10 protein-coding genes are annotated in these 16938 nt (G+C 71.3%); 4 read left to right on the plus strand and 6 right to left on the minus strand.

Annotated features, from left to right (window positions below):
- The coding region (locus Q0D75_RS14050) for an ATP-binding protein (RefSeq protein ID WP_291054498.1) at positions 1 to 2348 on the minus strand (2348 nt) is incomplete at its 3' end.
- A 359-nt stretch (positions 2349 to 2707) separates the two neighbouring features.
- Between Q0D75_RS14050 and Q0D75_RS14055 the strand changes: the two genes are divergently transcribed.
- The gene (locus Q0D75_RS14055) at positions 2708 to 8098 is read left to right on the plus strand and encodes an ExeM/NucH family extracellular endonuclease (protein ID WP_291054501.1); all 5391 of its coding nucleotides are present in this window, start codon (positions 2708 to 2710) and stop codon (positions 8096 to 8098) included.
- 80 nt (positions 8099 to 8178) lie between these two features.
- Here Q0D75_RS14055 and Q0D75_RS14060 read toward each other — a convergent pair whose 3' ends face one another.
- Positions 8179 to 8931 carry an SDR family oxidoreductase gene (locus Q0D75_RS14060; RefSeq protein ID WP_291054504.1) on the minus strand — a complete coding sequence of 251 codons (753 nt, stop codon included), beginning with the start codon at positions 8929 to 8931 and terminating at the stop codon, positions 8179 to 8181.
- Positions 8932 to 9060: 129 nt separating this feature from the next.
- On the opposite strand from Q0D75_RS14060, the gene Q0D75_RS14065 reads away from it, so the two are divergent.
- The 3 genes from Q0D75_RS14065 (at position 9061) to Q0D75_RS14075 (ending at position 11637) form a co-directional block, all read left to right on the plus strand.
- On the plus strand, positions 9061 to 9510 hold the full coding sequence (locus Q0D75_RS14065) for a Fur family transcriptional regulator (protein ID WP_291054507.1): 450 nt from the start codon (positions 9061 to 9063) through the stop codon (positions 9508 to 9510).
- Position 9511: 1 nt separating this feature from the next.
- The gene (locus Q0D75_RS14070; RefSeq protein ID WP_291054510.1) at positions 9512 to 11053 is read left to right on the plus strand and encodes a catalase; all 1542 of its coding nucleotides are present in this window, start codon (positions 9512 to 9514) and stop codon (positions 11051 to 11053) included.
- Between the two features lie 83 nt (positions 11054 to 11136).
- Positions 11137 to 11637, plus strand: a complete 501-nt coding sequence (locus Q0D75_RS14075; protein ID WP_291054513.1) for a hypothetical protein — start codon at positions 11137 to 11139, stop codon at positions 11635 to 11637.
- A gap of 247 nt (positions 11638 to 11884) precedes the next feature.
- Here the strand turns inward: Q0D75_RS14075 and Q0D75_RS14080 are convergent, their stop codons facing one another.
- The 4 genes from Q0D75_RS14080 to Q0D75_RS14095 are packed head-to-tail and all read right to left on the minus strand — an operon-like array spanning position 11885 to position 16935.
- Positions 11885 to 13408, minus strand: a complete 1524-nt coding sequence (locus Q0D75_RS14080) for an aldehyde dehydrogenase (NADP(+)) (RefSeq protein WP_291054516.1) — start codon at positions 13406 to 13408, stop codon at positions 11885 to 11887.
- Between the two features lie 58 nt (positions 13409 to 13466).
- The gene (locus Q0D75_RS14085) at positions 13467 to 14612 is read right to left on the minus strand and encodes a mandelate racemase/muconate lactonizing enzyme family protein (RefSeq protein ID WP_291054519.1); all 1146 of its coding nucleotides are present in this window, start codon (positions 14610 to 14612) and stop codon (positions 13467 to 13469) included.
- Positions 14612 to 15550 (minus strand): dihydrodipicolinate synthase family protein, encoded by a 939-nt coding sequence (locus tag Q0D75_RS14090; RefSeq protein WP_291054522.1) that lies wholly within the window; start codon positions 15548 to 15550, stop codon positions 14612 to 14614. Before Q0D75_RS14090 ends, Q0D75_RS14085 begins: the two co-directional genes overlap by 1 nt.
- Positions 15547 to 16935, minus strand: coding sequence for an MFS transporter (locus Q0D75_RS14095; RefSeq protein ID WP_291054525.1), 1389 nt, complete (start codon positions 16933 to 16935; stop codon positions 15547 to 15549). Before Q0D75_RS14095 ends, Q0D75_RS14090 begins: the two co-directional genes overlap by 4 nt.
- Positions 16936 to 16938: the final 3 nt, after the last annotated feature.

Raw genomic sequence — 16938 nt, forward strand, 5'->3', positions numbered from 1 at the left:
CAGCCCGGCCCGGGCGCGACGGCGGCGGCATCCTGAGGCGCGGCCGCCGGTCCCCGCCCGGCCTGCGCACCCCGCCAGGCCGGCGAGCCCGGCCAGGCCGGCGAGCCCGGAGAGGCCGGATCGAAGCGACGACGACGCCACCGGTCCTCGGCAGACTCGGGAATGGGCGTGGTCTCTCCGCCGGCGCCGGCATCCGGCCTCCCGGCATGGCGTTCCCGCACCGCTCGCTCGGCGATCGCCTGGGCGCCGCCGAGGTCGCCCCACGCCGCCGCGACCTCGGCCTCGGCCACCAGGCGGCTGTAGCGGTGCACTCGATGCTGCCGGGTGAGCTGCTCACCCACCTCGGCCAGAACGCGCTCGGCCTCGGCAGGCCGGCCCGCCCGGGCCAGCGCGGAGGCCCGCATGTGCGCCACCAGCGGCCGCCAGACCGCGAACTCCAGTCGCTCGAAACGGCCGAGGGCGGCACGCAACTCGATCTCGGTGCGCTGCGGATCGCGCGCGAGGGCCCCCCGCACCGTGCCCCACGCGATGCCGGCCAGCGCCAGCGCGGTGCGGTCGTCGCGCTCGGCGGCGAGCAGGGTGGCGGCCCGCAGCCGCGGCCGCAGATCGCCGGGCCCGACACCGGCGAACAAGGCGGCTATGCCCTGCAACAGGATCACGGTGAGCTCGGCGACGATCGACACGGGCTGATCGGTCACCGGATCGCGGTTGGCGCGCGCGGCGGCGTGGAAGGTCGCCTCGCCCTCGTCGGCGCGCCCGAGCTCCGACACGGCCAGCGCGGCGAGGAGGGAGCTGCGCACCCGCGCGAGGGTGTGCGCCGAGGGCTCGGCGACCACCGCCTCGGCGTGGGCCGACACGGCCGGCCAGTCCAGGTCGAGGCAGCCGGTCTCGGCCCGTTGCACCTCGATCTCGCAGAGGATGCTGGGGTCGTCGATGCCCGCCCGTTCCAGCCATCCGGCGATGTCGTCGAGGCTCGTCCCGAGCGCCGTCCACGCGCTGAGGCTCGACCACCAGCGCACCAGGCGGCGCAGATCGGCGACCGGCATCGCGGCGGGTTCCCGGCGGCGCAGTTCGGCCTCCGCCTCGGCGAAACGGCCCTCGCGGGCATGCGCCCGGGAGGCCTCGAGCTGCAGTGCGGGTGCGTCGCCGCTCTGCCGGGCCAGCTGCACGTAGGCCTCGGCGAGGTCGGCTCGCCCCAGGCCGTTCACGCTGCGGGCGGCGGCGGCGAGGATGCGGATGCGCAGGGCCGGATCGACCGCCTCCGGCCCGGGCACCCCCGGCCGCATCGAATGCCAGTTCGCGGCCAGCAGCCGGCAGATCGGCACGCTGGAGGCCGGATCGGCCGCGGCCAGCGCCCGCACGGCGGCGAGGTCGAGCGCGTCGTCGAGCTCTCCGTCGCCGAGCAGGCTCTCGGCCGCCTTGGCGAGGGAGTGGTTCGCGTACAGGCCTTTCAGTGAGGTGCGATCGGTGAACACGGCGCGCCTGGTGATCAGCGTGTCGATCACGAAGGGCTCGATGGAGCGGGAGGCGGCGGCGAACTCGATTCCGCGCAGCCGGCCGATCACGGCCAGGGCGAGGCGCTCGTCCGGGGAGTACTCGGCGAGCACAGCGGTGAGCACATCGGCGAGGCGGGCGCCGGCGGGCAGTTCGCGCGCCGGGTCGAGCGGATCCAGCGACTCCTGGCTCGCGGCCAGGGCGTCGCGCACGAGCTCCCGCAGCAGCATCCGCGACCCGCCGGAGCGCACGAAGAGGGCCGCCTGGGTGACGGAGTCCAGATCGTCGCCACCGAACTGCGCGATCAGGTCGCCGGCGTCGTCGGACTCGAGCCGGTGCAGGTCGTAGCGCGCGGCGTCGCCCTCGAGCCAGAGGGCGGTGAGCGCCTCGGGCGCGCTCGGGCCGTGCCGCCCGGCCGGGTCGGCGGTCAGGGCCAGCAGGGCCGCCACCCGCCGGGAGGTGATCGCCCGGCCGAGCACGTCGACCGATTCGGCGTCCAGGGCCTGGGCGTCGTCGATGACGACGACCAGCGGGGGTGATTCCTCGACCGCGCGGGACGCCTCGGTCGCCAGGCGCACCAGGCGTTCGTCGCCCGAGGCGATCAGGGCGCCGAGCGGCACGCTGGTGAGCGGAGACGCCGCCCGCACGAGCGCCGGGTCGATTCCCGCCTGGCGCAGGCGCTCGGTGACGGCCCGGCAGAAGAAGCTCTTGCCCGAGCCGAGCGCTCCGGTGACGATGACGCTCCCGCCCGCGGCCAGCCGCCCGAACACCTCGTCGACGTGGCGGTCGGCCCCGACGACCCGCATCCCCCGGCCGTCGCCGCCGTGCGCCCCACCTGTCACAGCGACCCCCACGATCAGACAGTGATGTTTGCATGCCGCGAGCAGGCGGACCGGTGCGAGCGCCCGCCTCGATGCGGTCTCCACAGACTACCCAGGGTGCTCGCGCAGAGGTAGGGGCTTGCGCCACTCCCCGAGTGCGCGCGATCGGCGGCGCATCCGCGCGGCCCACGGACGTTAACCGAAATGTAACCCGTCCGGGGGGCGTATTCCTTGCGTCCGGATGCCCCTCTGCGCTAGTCTTTTGACCCCCAAGGGGGTGACATATCTTCAGTTCCACTTAATTTACCTGAATGAAATGTTCAGTCTTCCTTTCGTTACTGGGGCCCCCTAGCATGGCCGAATCCGTGTGAGCCGTGACTGCTAGGAGTTCCATGTCTGCATCCGCCTGGAGAACCGCGAAAGCGATTCTCGCGACGATCGCGGGAGGTGCGCTGTTCGCAGCACCCCTCGTCGGCGTCGCATCATCCGCCTCCGCCAGTGTCGACGGGGCCGGCGTCATCATCAACGAGGCCTACCTCAAGGGCGGCAGCGCCGGCGCCCCGTTCGCCAAGAAGTTCATCGAGCTCTACAACCCGGGCGAGGCCGCGGTGTCGCTCGACGGCTGGTCGCTGCAGTACCGCTCGGCCGGCGGATCCGGCGCCGCGAACGGCGTCGCGCCGCTCACCGGCAGCATCGCTCCCGACGGCTACTTCCTCGTGCAGATCGACGGCAACGCCGCGAACGGCGAGGCTCTGCCCACGCCGGATCTCGACCTCGGCGGCACCATCAACCCCTCGGGCACGAACGGCACGCTGATCCTCGCCGACACCACAACCGCGCTGGCCCCGGCGACCGGATCGGTGACGGGCGCCGACGACATCGTCGACCTGCTCGGCTACGGCACCTCCAACACCTTCGAGGGCGCGGTCGCGGTCGTCGACGGCCCCAACGGCACGCCCAACTCGCTCGCGCGCACCGGATTCGCCGACACCGACAGCAACGCGGCCGACTTCGTCTCCACCGCGACCGTGACGCCGCAGAACTCCGGCGGGGGCACGGATCCGACCGACCCGACGGATCCCACCGACCCGACCGATCCGACCGACCCGACGATCACCTCGATCGCCGACATCCAGGGCTCGGGCGCCGCCTCGCCCCTCGCCGGCCAGACCGTCACCACCACGGGCGTCGTCACGGCGGCCTACGGCACCGGCGGCTTCGCGGGCTTCTACCTGCAGACCGAGGGGACCGGCGGCGCGATCGACTTCGCCACCCACACCGCCTCGGACGCGCTGTTCGTCTACTCGCCGGCCACCGCCGCATCCGTCGCCGTCGGCGACTACGTGCAGGTCACCGGCCCGGTCAGCGAGTACTTCGACCTCAGCCAGATCAGCGTCTCGAGCGCCGACGGGCTGGTGAAGCTCGACGCCTCCACCGTCACCGCCCCGGAGCCCGCCACGGTGGCGCTGCCCGCCGACGCCGGCCAGCGCGAGTCGCTGGAGGGCATGCTGCTCGCTCCGCAGGGCGAGTTCACGGTGAGCAACACCTACTCCACCAACCAGTACGCCGAGATCGGCCTGGCATCCGGCAGCACCCCGCTGCTGACCCCCACCGAGATCGCGCGCCCCGGCACCCCGGAGTACACCGCAGCGGTCGCCGACAACGCCGCCCGCGCGGTGACGCTCGACGACGGCGCGAGCCTCAACTTCCTGGGCTCGACGGAGAACAAGAACACCCCGCTGCCGTACCTCACGCAGGACGCGGCGATCACGGTCGGTTCCGCGGTCTCGTTCACGAGCCCGGTGATCTTCGACTACCGCAACAGCACCTGGAAGTTCCAGCCCACCACGCAGCTCACGGCCGACGGCGCTCTGCCGGCGACCTTCAGCGACGTGCGCGAGCAGGCTCCGGCCACCCTCGGCGGCGACATCCAGGTCGCCGGCTTCAACGTGCTGAACTACTTCACCACCACCGGTGACACGCTCACCGGCTGCACCTTCTACACCGACCGCGAGGGCGACAACGTCACGGTGAACTCCGGATGCGACGCCCGAGGTGCGGCGGAGGCCGACGACCTCGAGCGCCAGCAGGCCAAGATCGTGGCCGCCATCAACGGCCTCGGCGCCGAGGTGGTGTCGCTGGAGGAGATCGAGAACTCGGTCAAGTTCGGCGACGACCGCGACGCAGCGCTCAGCACCCTCACCGACGCGCTGAACGAGGCCGCCGGCAGCGAGGAGTGGGCCTTCGTGCCCTCTCCCGCGGCCGACCAGCTGCCCGCGCTCGACGCGCAAGACGTCATCCGCACCGCCTTCATCTACCAGAAGGCGGCCGTGGAGCCCGTCGGCTCCTCGCACGTGCTGATCGACCCGGCGTTCTCCAACGCCCGTCAGCCGCTCGCGCAGGAGTTCAAGCCGGCCGGTGCCACCACCGACGACGACGCCTTCATCGCGATCGTCAACCACTTCAAGTCGAAGGGTTCCGGATCGGGCGCCGACGCCGACCAGGGCGACGGTCAGGGCGCCTCCAACGCCTCCCGCGTCGCTCAGGCGAACGCGCTGCTGGCCTTCTCCGACGACCTGCAGAGCGAGCTCGGCACCAGCGACGTCTTCCTGATCGGCGACTTCAACGCCTACACGCAGGAAGACCCGGCGGTGGCGATCACCGACGCCGGCTACGTCGACCAGGGCTCCAAGACCGGGTCGTACAGCTACTCCTTCGACGGCCAGAGCGGTTCGCTCGACCACATCTTCGCCTCGCCCTCGGCCGACGCGAAGATCGACGGCGTCGACATCTGGAACATCAACTCGGGCGAGTCGATCGCCAAGGAGTACAGCCGCTTCAACTACAACGCGACGAACTTCTACGACGAGAGCGTGTTCCGCTCCAGCGACCACGATCCGGTGATCGTCGGCTACTCGTTCGGGGAGGCCGCCCCGACGACCGTCGACCTGAACCTGATCGACATCAACGACTTCCACGGTCGCATCGACGCCAACACGGTCAAGTTCGCCGGCACGATCGAGCAGCTGAAGGCGGAGAACCCGAACTCGCTGTTCATCTCCTCCGGTGACAACGTGGGCGCCTCCCTCTTCGCCTCGAGCGTCGCCCAGGATCAGCCCACGATCGACGTGCTGAACGCGCTCGACCTGAAGACGAGCGCCGTGGGCAACCACGAGTTCGACCAGGGCTTCGCCGATCTGACCGACCGGATCATCGGATCCGACGACGACCCGAACGCGAAGTGGGACTACCTCGGCGCGAACGTCTACCTCAAGGGCACCGAGACCCCGGCGCTGCCGGAGTACGCCATCGAGGAGGTCGCGGGCCTGAAGGTCGCGATCGCCGGTGCGATCACGCAGGAGACCCCGACGCTGGTCACCCCGGCCGGCATCTCGGGTCTCGACTTCGGCGACCCGGTCGACGCGGTCAACCGCGTCACGGCCGAACTGACCGACGGCGACGAGAGCAACGGCGAGGCGGATGTCATCATCGCCAGCTACCACGAGGGTGCCGGCGCGGGACTGGTCGAGGGCGCGACCCTCGAGCAGGAGCTCGCCCAGGGCGGCGCGTTCGCGAAGATCGTGAACGACACCGACCCCGCGGTCGCGGCCATCTTCACCGGCCACACCCACAAGCAGTACGCCTGGGACGGGCCCATCGCGGGCACCGACAAGACCCGCCCCGTGCTGCAGACCGGCAACTACGGCGAGAACATCGGCCAGGTCGTGCTCACGCTCGACGCCTCGACCGGTGAGCTCGAGAGCTACACCGCGAAGAACGTGGCGCGGGTGAAGGCGGCCACGGGCGCCACGCCCGCCGAGCAGGCGGAGCTGGATGCCGCGCTCGACGCCCAGCTCGTGGCGGCCTACCCGGCCGTCGCCGAGGTGAAGCAGATAACGGATGCGGCCCTCGCGGTCGCCGCCGAGATCGGCAACCAGCCGGTCGGCTCGGTCTCGGCCGACATCACCACCGCGTTCAGCGGCGGCGCCTACACCGGCCCCGACGGCACCTACGCCGGCGGGGGGCGCGACGACCGGGCCTCCGAGTCCACTCTCGGGAACCTGGTGGCCGACTCGCTGGTCGACAGCCTCAGCGACCCCGACCGCGGTGGCGCGACCATCGGCGTGGTGAACCCGGGCGGCCTCCGCTCGGATCTCACCTTCGCGCCCGACGGAACCGTCACCTACGCCGAGGCCAACGCGGTGCTGCCGTTCGTGAACAACCTCTGGACCACGTCGCTCACGGGTGCGCAGTTCAAGACGGTTCTCGAGCAGCAGTGGCAGACCGACGCGCAGGGCAACGTGCCGTCGCGCCCGTTCCTGAAGCTCGGCCTCTCCGACAACGTGCAGTACACCTACGACGCTTCGGCGGCGCAGGGGTCGCACGTGACGGGCATCTGGATCGACGGCGAGCCGATCGACCCGGCCGCCTCGTACCGGATCGGCACGTTCAGCTTCCTCACCTCGGGAGGCGACAACTTCCGTGAGCTGGCCAACGGCACGGGTGCCCGCGACTCCGGTCTGATCGACCGCGATGCGTGGATCTCGTACATCGGCGCCAACTCGCCGCTGTCGCCCGACTTCGGTCGCCAGGCCGTTCAGGTCACGGGCACGCCCACCGCTCCGGTCGAGCTCGGTTCGACGCTGGCCTTCGAGGTGTCGGGTCTCGACCTGACCTCGCTCGGAAGCCCGCAGAACACCGAGCTGACGGCATCCTGGACCGGATCGGCGGCGACGTTCGACCCGATCCCGGTGACCGACGGTGCGGCTTCGGTCTCGCTCGAGGTTCCGGCCGATGCGCCGGCCGACAGCGAGCTCGTGCTCACGGCGGCGCCCTCGGGCACCGAGGTGCGCGTCCGTGTCGACGTGACCGTCGTCCCGGGCCTCGAGACCGACCGGATCGGCGGCGCCGACCGGTTCGAGGTCGCCGTGAACACCTCCAAGGCAGGGTTCCCCGACGGTGCCGACACCGTCTACCTCGCCTCGGGTGCGGTGTTCCCGGATGCCCTCTCCGCGGCCCCGGCGGCGGCGAAGGCCGACGGACCGATCCTGCTCACGACCTCGAACACGGTGCCGCCCGCGGTGCGTGCCGAGATCACGCGGCTGAACCCGTCGAACATCGTCATCGTCGGTGGCACGAACACGGTCAGCAACGCCGTCGTGATCGAGCTGGCGGCTCTGGCGAAGATCAGCCGGATCGGTGGAGCGGATCGCTTCGAGGCCTCGCGGAACGTCGCAGCAGCCACCTTCCCCGATGGCGCCGACGTGGCCGTGCTTGCCACCGGTGCGACCTTCGCCGATGCCCTCTCGGCGGGAGCGGCGATCGACGGTGAGGGTCCGGTCATCCTGGTCGACGGTTCGAAGCCGACGCTGGATCTGGCCACCGCGGCCCTGCTCGACGAGCTGGGCGTCTCGCAGATCGTCGTCGCCGGCGGGGAGCTGTCGGTCTCGGCCGGCATCTTCACCCAGGCGCAGTCGATCGCGGACACGGTGCGCCTCGGCGGCGAAGACCGCTACGCGGCCACGCGGACGATCAACGGCTACTTCTTCGACGCAGCGGACCGCGTGCTGCTGGCCACCGGGGCGAACTTCCCCGATGCGCTGGCCGGCTCGGCCTTCGGCCCGAAGATCGACGCCCCGCTGTTCACGGTGCCCGGCACCTGCGTGCCGGCCACCACGCTGGCGCAGATCCAGGCCCTGGGAGCCACCCGGGTCACCCTCCTCGGCGGTGAGAACACCCTCACTCCCGCGGTAGCCGACCTGGCGGTGTGCCCCGCGGGCTAGCGTCCCCATCGAGAAGTCGCAATGTGCCCCTATTCCTTCGGTTTAGGGGCACATTGTGACGTCTCGGCGGGATGCCCGTGCTAGTGGGCGGAGTAACCGCCGTCGACGAGGTGGTAGCTGCCCGAGATGAAGGAGGCGGCGTCGCTGAGGAGGAAGAGGGTGAGCGCGGCGACCTCCCTGTCGGTGCCGAGGCGGCGCGAGGCGTGCTCGCTCTCGAGCGCGGTCAGGGCCTCGGGGGAGAGGCTCGAGCGCACCAGGGGCGTGTCGATGAAGCCCGGGCCGACGGCGTTCGTGCGCACGCCCTGCGCGGTGTACTCCAGTGCGGCCACCTTGGTGAGGCCGATCAGCGCGTGCTTGCTCGTGACGTAGGCCGCGTTCTGCGCGATGCCGACCGAGCCGAGCACCGAGGCCATGTTGACGACGGCGCCGCCGCCGGCCGCCACGATCGCGGGCAGCTGGAACTTCAGGCCGTAGAACACGCCGTCGAGGTCGACCGACCGCACCCGGTTCCAGGCCTCGATGTCGTAGTCGCCGATGGTCTGCGGTGCGGCGCCGATGCCGGCGTTGTTCACGGCCAGGTGCAGCCCGCCGAAGGTGGCCTGCGCGAACGCCACGACGGCCTCCGAGTCCTCCCACTTCGCGGTGTTCTGCGCGAACGCGGCGGCCGAACCGCCCGCGGCCACGATCTCGTCGACCACGGCCTTCGCCGCCTCGAGCTTGATGTCGGTCACCACCACGGAAGCGCCCTCCGCGGCGAGCTCGCGGGAGATCTCGGCGCCGATGCCGCTTCCGCCTCCCGTGACGATCGCTACCTTGCTGTCGAATCTGGCCATGAGCGTTCTTCTTTCGATCTCGGAAACTTCATGCGTACGAATGGATGTAATTACAGGTGTCCTGAGAACATTCCGGATGGATGCCTGATATTTATGAATCATTCATAAATAGCCGCTAGGGTCGGAGGCATGACCACCGAACTGGAGACGCGCATCCGCGATGCCGGCCTCCGGGTCACCGGTCAGCGACTGGCCGTGCTGGAGGCCCTCGAGGGTTTTCCGCACGCCGACGCCGACGCGGTCAACCGCCGTGTGCAGGCGTCGCTGCCGGGGTTCTCCCTGCAGGCCACCTACGTCGTGCTGAACGCGCTCACCGGCGCCGGCCTCCTGCGCCGCATCGAGCCCGCGGGGTCTCCCGCGCGCTACGAGCGCCGGGTGGACGACAACCACCACCACGTGGTGTGCACCGGATGCGGCGCCGTCGAAGACGTGGACTGCGTGCACGGGGCGGCCCCCTGCCTCGCGCCGTCCTCCACTGGCGGCTTCACCATCAGCACGGCCGAAGTGACCTTCTGGGGGCTCTGCCCCGACTGCCAGGCCCGGTCGCAGCATCCGATCACCGATACGCAAGCGGAGTGACATGACAGACACCACCCAGAACCCCATGGACGCGAATCCCACCGGCGCGAACTTCACCACCACCAATTCCGGCGCCCCCGTCGCCAGCGACGAGCACTCGCAGAGCGTGGGCGCCGACGGCCCCGTGGTGCTGCACGACCACTACCTGGTCGAGAAGCTCGCCCAGTTCAACCGCGAGCGCGTTCCCGAGCGGGTCGTGCACGCCAAGGGCGGCGGTGCCTTCGGTACCTTCACCACCACCGGAGACGTCAGCGCCTACACCCGCGCCTCGCTCTTCCAGCCGGGCGCCTCCGTCGAGATGCTCGCCCGCTTCTCGACCGTCGCCGGCGAGCAGGGCAGCCCCGACACCTGGCGCGATCCGCGCGGCTTCGCCCTGAAGTTCTACACCGACGAGGGCAACTACGACCTCGTGGGAAACAACACCCCGGTGTTCTTCATCCGCGACGGCATCAAGTTCCCCGACTTCATCCACTCCCAGAAGCGCCTGCCGGGCAGCCACCTGCGCGACCACGACATGCAGTGGGACTTCTGGACCCTCTCGCCCGAGAGCGCCCACCAGGTGACCTGGCTGATGGGCGACCGCGGCCTGCCCGCATCCTGGCGCCACATGGACGGCTTCGGCTCGCACACCTACCAGTGGATCAACGCCGCGGGCGAGAAGTTCTGGGTGAAGTACCACTTCAAGACCAACCAGGGCATCGAGATCCTGTCGCAGGATGCCGCCGACCAGATCGCGGGCGAGGATGCGGACTTCCACATCCGCGACCTCTCCGAGGCGATCGCGCGCGGCGAGTTCCCCACCTGGACCCTCTCGGTGCAGATCATGCCCTACGCGGATGCGGCGACCTACCGCTTCAACCCGTTCGACCTCACCAAGGTGTGGCCGCACAGCGACTACCCGCTGATCGAGGTGGGCACCATGGAGCTCAACCGCAACCCGGAGAACTACTTCGCGCAGATCGAGCAGGCCACCTTCGCGCCCTCGAACTTCGTGCCGGGCATCGCGGCCTCGCCCGACAAGATGCTGCTCGCCCGCATCTTCAGCTACGCGGATGCGCACCGCTACCGCGTGGGAACCAACCACGCGCAGCTGCCGGTGAACGCCCCGCACGCGGCCACGGTGAACTCGTACTCGAAGGACGGCGCGATGCGCACCGACTTCCGGGACGCCTCGGCTCCCGTGTACGCGCCGAACTCGTTCGGCGGCCCGCACGCCTCGCCCGAGCGGCACGGCGACGACTCCGGCTGGGAGTCGGACGGCGAGCTGATGCGCACGGCTGCCACGCTGCACCCGGAGGACGACGACTTCGGCCAGGCCGGCACCCTCGTGCGCGAGGTGCTGGATGACGCTGCGCGCGACCGTCTGGTCTCGAACATCGCCGGGCACGTCTCGAAGGTGACCATCCCGTCGCTCCGTGAGCGTGTGCTGCAGTACTGGGCGAACGTCGACCCGACCCTCTCGGCTCGCGTCGCCGCCGCCCTGGAGCCCTCGGCCCCGGGCGCGGACGTCGCCCCCGAGCAGGTCGGCATCGGCCAGGCGTAACGTTCTCGCCTGCCCTCGACGGCGGCCGCGACCAGCAACCCGGACGGGTGCGGGTCGCGGCCGTCGTCGTTAGGGTGGCGCACATGAGCGCAGGGGAATCAGAAGACGCGGGGATGGCTCGGTACGTCGTCGGCGGGGTGGTCGGCGGACTGCTCGTCGGCGTGGTCGTCGGGATGCTGGTGCCTTCGATCGGCGCCGGATTCGGGATCGGCATCGGCATGGCCGTCGGCATCGTGGTGGCGGTGATCGCCTGGGTCGCGCGGCGGCCCGGCCGCACGTCCGGCGCGCGCGACCGGTCGGATGCGGGCGGGGGAGCCGTCTTCGTCGACACCGGGAGTTCGGGCTCCGGCCCCTCGCACGGTCACCGCGGCGACGGTGACGGGGGTGGGCCCGGTGATGACAAGGGCACGCCAGGATTCTCCGGTGGCGGCGGCTTCCACACTCCGTCTCCTGACGGAGGCGGGCACAGTGGAGGCAGCGGCGGTGATTCCGGGGGCGGAGGCGGCTTCGGCGGTGATTCCGGTGGTGGAGGCGACTCCGGCGGCGGCGGTGGCGACGGCGGGGGTGGTGGCGGAGGCGACTGACCCGCCACGACCCCGCGATGACCTCGCGTGGTCGCGGCCCGGTTCACTCCAGCGAGTTTCAGCGCGAGCTCTGCCACAGTGGCGGAACTCGGCCCCAGGCTCGCTGGAGTGAACAGGGCAGGCCGGCTCAGCCCTCGGGCAGCACCCGCCGGCCCCGGGCTCGCTGGGGTGGACGGGGCTGGCTGGCTCAGCCTTCCGGCAGCACCCACCGGCCCCGGGCTCGCCGGAGTGGGCGGGCTGGGTCGGCTCAGTCCTCGGGCAGCACCAGCACGCCGTCGACTCGGCGTGGGAAGGCGGCCGCGCCGTCGCGCAGTTCCGGCGGCAGCTCCGAGGCCGGGGCGTTCTGCCAGGCCACCGGTCGCAGGTAGCGGCGGATCGAGGTGGCGCCCACCGAGGTGTGCACCGAGTCGGTCGAGGGCCACGGGCCGCCATGGTTCTGCGCCCAGGCCACCGCGACGCCGGTGGGGTACTGGTCGTAGAGGATGCGCCCCACCCGCGCCGAGATCGCCGACCGCGCCGCGGGCACGCCGGTGTCGCCGGGCTCGAGGAAGAGCGTGCCGGTGAGGGCGCCCGGAAGCGAGGCGAGCATCCGGGCGGCGTGCTCGTCGTCGCGGTAGCGTGCCACGACGGCCACCGGGCCGAAGGTCTCCTCGGCCAGCTGCGGCGCGAGGTCGTCGCCGCTGAACTCGATCAGGGCCGGCGGCGTGGTGCCGGCCGCCGCGTCGGCGTCGACATCGGCGGCGCGGGACGGACCCGCCGCCAGCCGTGCCCCCGGAACGGCCCCGAGAGCCGTGAGCCCCTTCGCGTAGGCCGCCGCCATGCCCGCGGTCAGCGCCGGCTTGGCGGAGGCGTCGGCGATCGTGGCTGCGAGAGTCGCCACGAGGGCGTCTCCGGCAGGGCCCGCCGGCACGAGCGCCACGCCCGGCTTGGTGCAGAACTGGCCCCCGCCCAGGAGGATCGAGCCGGCGAGGCCGACGCCGATCGAGTCGGCGCGCGCGGCCGCGGCCTCCGGTGACACCAGCACGGGGTTGATGCTGCCCAGCTCCCCGTAGAACGGGATCGGCTCGGGCCGGCCGGCCGCAAGTTCGGCCAGTGCCCGCCCGCCTCCGGGCGATCCGGTGAAGCTCGCGGCCCGGATCGACGGATGCTGCACGAGCGCGATCCCCGCCTCGTACCCGTACACGACGCCGACGGCCGTGCCCACGAGCGGCGACGTCACCGAGGCGATGATCGCGCCGACGAGCGCGCTGGTGGCCGGATGCGCAGGGTGCGCCTTCACCACGACCCCGCTGCCGGCGGCGAGCGCGGCCGCCGTGTCCCCGCCCGGAACAGAGAAGGCGAGCGGGAAGTTGCTGGCGGCGTAGACGGCCACCGGGCCGACCGGCACGAGTATCCGCCTCAAGTCGGGCCGCGGTCCCATCGGGGTGTCGCCGGCGTGGTCGATGACGGCCTCGAGGTACGAGCCCTCGCGCAGCACCTCGCCGAAGAACCGCAACTGGTACGCCGTGCGGGTGAGCTCGCCGTTCAGGCGCACCGGCCCGAGGGCGGTCTCCGAATCGGCGGTGGCCACGATGTCGTCGCGCCGCGCCTCGAGGGCGTCGGCGATCGAGTCGAGCAGGTCGGCGCGCCCGAGCCGGCCGAGGGCGCCGAGGCGCTGGGTGGCCTGCTCGGCGCCGGCGACGGCCTCGGCGAGCGTCGCCGCATCCGTCTCCTCGAAGTCGAGCGGATGCTGCTGCCCGGTAGCCGGGTCGGTGCTGATGACAGCGGTCATGATCGTGTCGCTTTCCTTGGGGAGGAGTGGGGGGAGGGTTGAAGGAGCGGAGCGTCTCTCACATCCAGGCCGTCGAGCCGTCGGGCTTCACCGGCACGCGTCGCTCCCAGTGCACCCAGTCGTCGCGCTGCAACGCCTGCTCGTCGATGGTGATTCCCCAGCCGGGCCGGTCGGGCCGCAGCTCGAGATGGCCGTCGACCGGCTCGTAGGGGTCGTGGCACCACGACACCGGGTCGGGCTTGAACTCCAGGATCGAGAAGTTCGTGGTGGCCGCCGCGAAGTGCACGTTCGCGGCGGTCGCCAGCGGGCCGAGCGGGTTGTGCGGCGCCACGGGCACGTAGTGCGCCTCGGCGAGGTGGGCGATCTTCACCATCTGGGTGAGCCCGCCCACCACGCAGATGTCGGGCTGGATGATGTCGGCGCCCTGCACCGAGAGCAGGCCCAGGAACTCGTTCGGCGAGTAGAGGGACTCGCCGGTGGCCAGCGGCACGCCCACCGCCGACAGCTCCGAGCGGATGCGCGCCCACGCCGGCAGGTACTCTGGCCGGATCGGCTCCTCCAGGAAGAGCGGATCGTGCGGCGCCAGCGCCGCCCCGAGAGCCACGGCCTGCTGCGGCGACCACAGGCAGGCGTGCGCGTCGAACGCGAACTCCCAGTCCACCGGATGCGCCTCCCGCACTTCCCCGAAGTACCGTCCCAGCTCCGCCGCGACGACACCGAAACGGTGCCGGTGGAGGTCGGCGCGGTACGGGCTCAGCTTGAAGGCAGTGAAGCCGTGGCTCTCGTTCAGCGAGGTCGTGCGATCGAGCAGCTCGGGCACATCCGGAGCCGAGTAGAGCCCGGCATACACCCGCACTCGGTCGCGAACCGCGCCACCGAGCAGCTGGTAGACGGGGAGGCCCGCGGCCTTGCCCGCGATGTCCCACAGGGCGTGGTCGATCGCGGCCAGCGCGGCGAGGCCGAGCGCCCCCGGCGGGAAGCGCGAGGACTGCAGCAGCAGCTGCGCCACGAACGAGGTGCGCCGTGCGTCGATGCCCTTGATCTGCGCGAACAGGTACTCCAGCAGCGGCGGGAAGGCGAGGTCGGGCCCGTGGTTGTACACCTCGGCCCAGCCCTCCACGCCGTCGTCGGTGGTGATCTTCACCAGTACCCGCGGGCGGTCGCCCACCCGCTGCAGGTAGGTGTCGAGTCTCTCGATCCGCATCAGGCGCCCGCCCCCACGGGGGCACCGGCGGTGGCCCACTCGGCGATCGACTCGCGCACCTCGTCACGGGCGGCGGCGGTGAGCGGCGCGCTCGGCGGCCGCACCTCGCGGCGGCAGAGCCCCAGCTGCTGCATGGCCTCCTTCACCACCGACACGTTGTCGGCCGAGCGGTCGCGCGCCCGCAGGTACTCGAACTGCCGGATGCTGCGCCAGAGCTCCTCGGCCCCGCCCGCGTCACCGCGCTGCAGGGCGGCGAGCATCGCCAGCGACTTTTCGGGCACCACGTTCACCAGGCCGGAGGTGAAGGCGCGCGCGCCGCCCTGCCAGTAGGCGGGAGCGTACGACTCGGCGAGCCCGGCGATCCAGAGCACCTCGGATGCGGTGTGCTCGGCCACCTCGGAGCGGGTCGTGGCGAAGACGACCGGATCGGGCACCGAGTACTTCAGGGCCACCACGTTCGGTGCGCCGTCGATCAGCCGGGCGATCTGCCGCCCGGTCACGATCGGCGTGCTGAGGTAGGGCACGACGCCGATCTCGGGCACGGCGGCGGCGATCGCGAGGTTGTAGTCCACCCAGCCCTCGGGCGAGAGGTAGGGCAGCACCGGCTGGTGGATCATGATCGCGTCGGCACCGGCATCGCGGGCGAAGCGGGCATCCGCCACCGCCGTCGCGATGTCCAGGCCCACGCCGCCGATGATCACCGCGGAGCCGGCCGCCGCATCCGTCACCGTCTTCAGCACCGCCCGCCGCTCCTCGGGGGAGAGGGCGTAGAACTCGCCCGTGTTGCCGTTGGGCGTGAGCGCGGTCACGCCACGGTCGACCAGGCGGCGGATCAGGTCGGCGAGCAGCGGATGATCGATGGCTCCCGTCTCGTCGTAGGGGACGACGGGGATGCCGACGACGGTGGACAGGCGCGCGATGAGGGCGTCGCGGTTCATGAGGGGGTCCTTTCGGTGGCCGGCGAAGACGGGGTGAGGGGGGTGCCGCCGGCGTCGACGTCGTCGAGCGCCACGACCGGCTTGATGCGCACCCAGAAGCCGTAGATCGCGGCGCTGATCAGGCAGCTGAGGGCGGCGAAGACCAGTGGCCCCATGTAGGAGTTGTTGCTGAAGGTGAGGAACAGGCCGATCGCGATCGGGCTGATCAGGTTGCCCAGCTGCGATCCGAAGTTCTGGAAGCCGGCCACCGAACCCACGGTGTCGCGCGACTCCGCCACCTCGGCGGGCAGGCTCAGGATGGCGGCGCCGGCGAAGGAGTGCGCGGCGCTGGAGACCGTGAGCACCACCATCACGAGCACGTTCGACTCGATGAAGGGGCTGAAGCCGATGCAGGCGCTGAGCACGAGGCCGGCGATGATCGGGATCTTGCGCGCCGCCCCGGCGGAGACCTTGCCGGAGGCGAGCAGCCGGTCGGAGACGATGCCGCCGAGCACGGTGGCGCCGATGGCGATGACGGCCGGGATGGCGCCGACGAGGCCGAACTCCTCTTTCGAGAGCCCGCGGTCGTTCAGCAGGTAGCTGGGGTACCAAGTGAGGAAGAAGGCGCCGGCCAGCGAGCGGAAGACGTAGCCGAACATCAGCGCCCACACCTGGTTGTTGCGCAGCAGTGCGCGCCACGGCTTCTTCTCGCCGGTCGCGGCCGCGGCCACCATCTCGCCCTGGTCGGAGTTGATGTACTCGAGCTCTTCGGCGTTGACCCGCTTGTGCTTCTCGGGGGCCCGGTAGACGGCCAGCCAGCCGACCACCCAGAGCGCGCCGATCACGCCGATCAGCAGGAACGCGAAGCGCCAGCCGGCGAACACCGCGAGGGCGGTGACGACCGGGATCGAGAGCGCCGTGCCGATCTGCTGCCCCATGTCGAACAGGCTCGAGGCGAAGGCGCGCTCGCGGCGGGGGAACCAGCGCGAGACGACCTTCACGTTCGCCGGCTGCACCGGGGCCTCGCCGATGCCGAGCCCGAGCCGGAACACGATGGTGGAGACGACGCCCGTCGAGAGCGCGGTCAGGGCTGTCCAGATCGACCACCAGCCGACGGCGATCGGGTAGATCACCCGCGGCCCGAACTTGTCCAGCAGCCAGCCGGAGGGGATCTGGAACAGCGCGTAGGTCCAGAAGAACGAGGAGAGCAGCACGCCCTGGATGGCCGGGCCGATCTCGAACTCCTCGGCCATGAACGGCAGGGCCACCGCGAGGGCGGCGCGGTCGAGGTACGCGATGGTCAGGCCGAGGGCGGAGAAGCCCACGATCGTCCAGCGCATGTTCGACCGCCGGCGGCGGATCGCCGAGGCGGGTGTGGGGGCGGGCTTTGTATCATGGTGAAGCATCGT

Origin of the sequence: Herbiconiux sp. (assembly GCF_023264855.1) — a bacterium.
In the GTDB taxonomy this organism is placed as follows: Bacteria; Actinomycetota; Actinomycetes; order Actinomycetales; family Microbacteriaceae; genus Herbiconiux.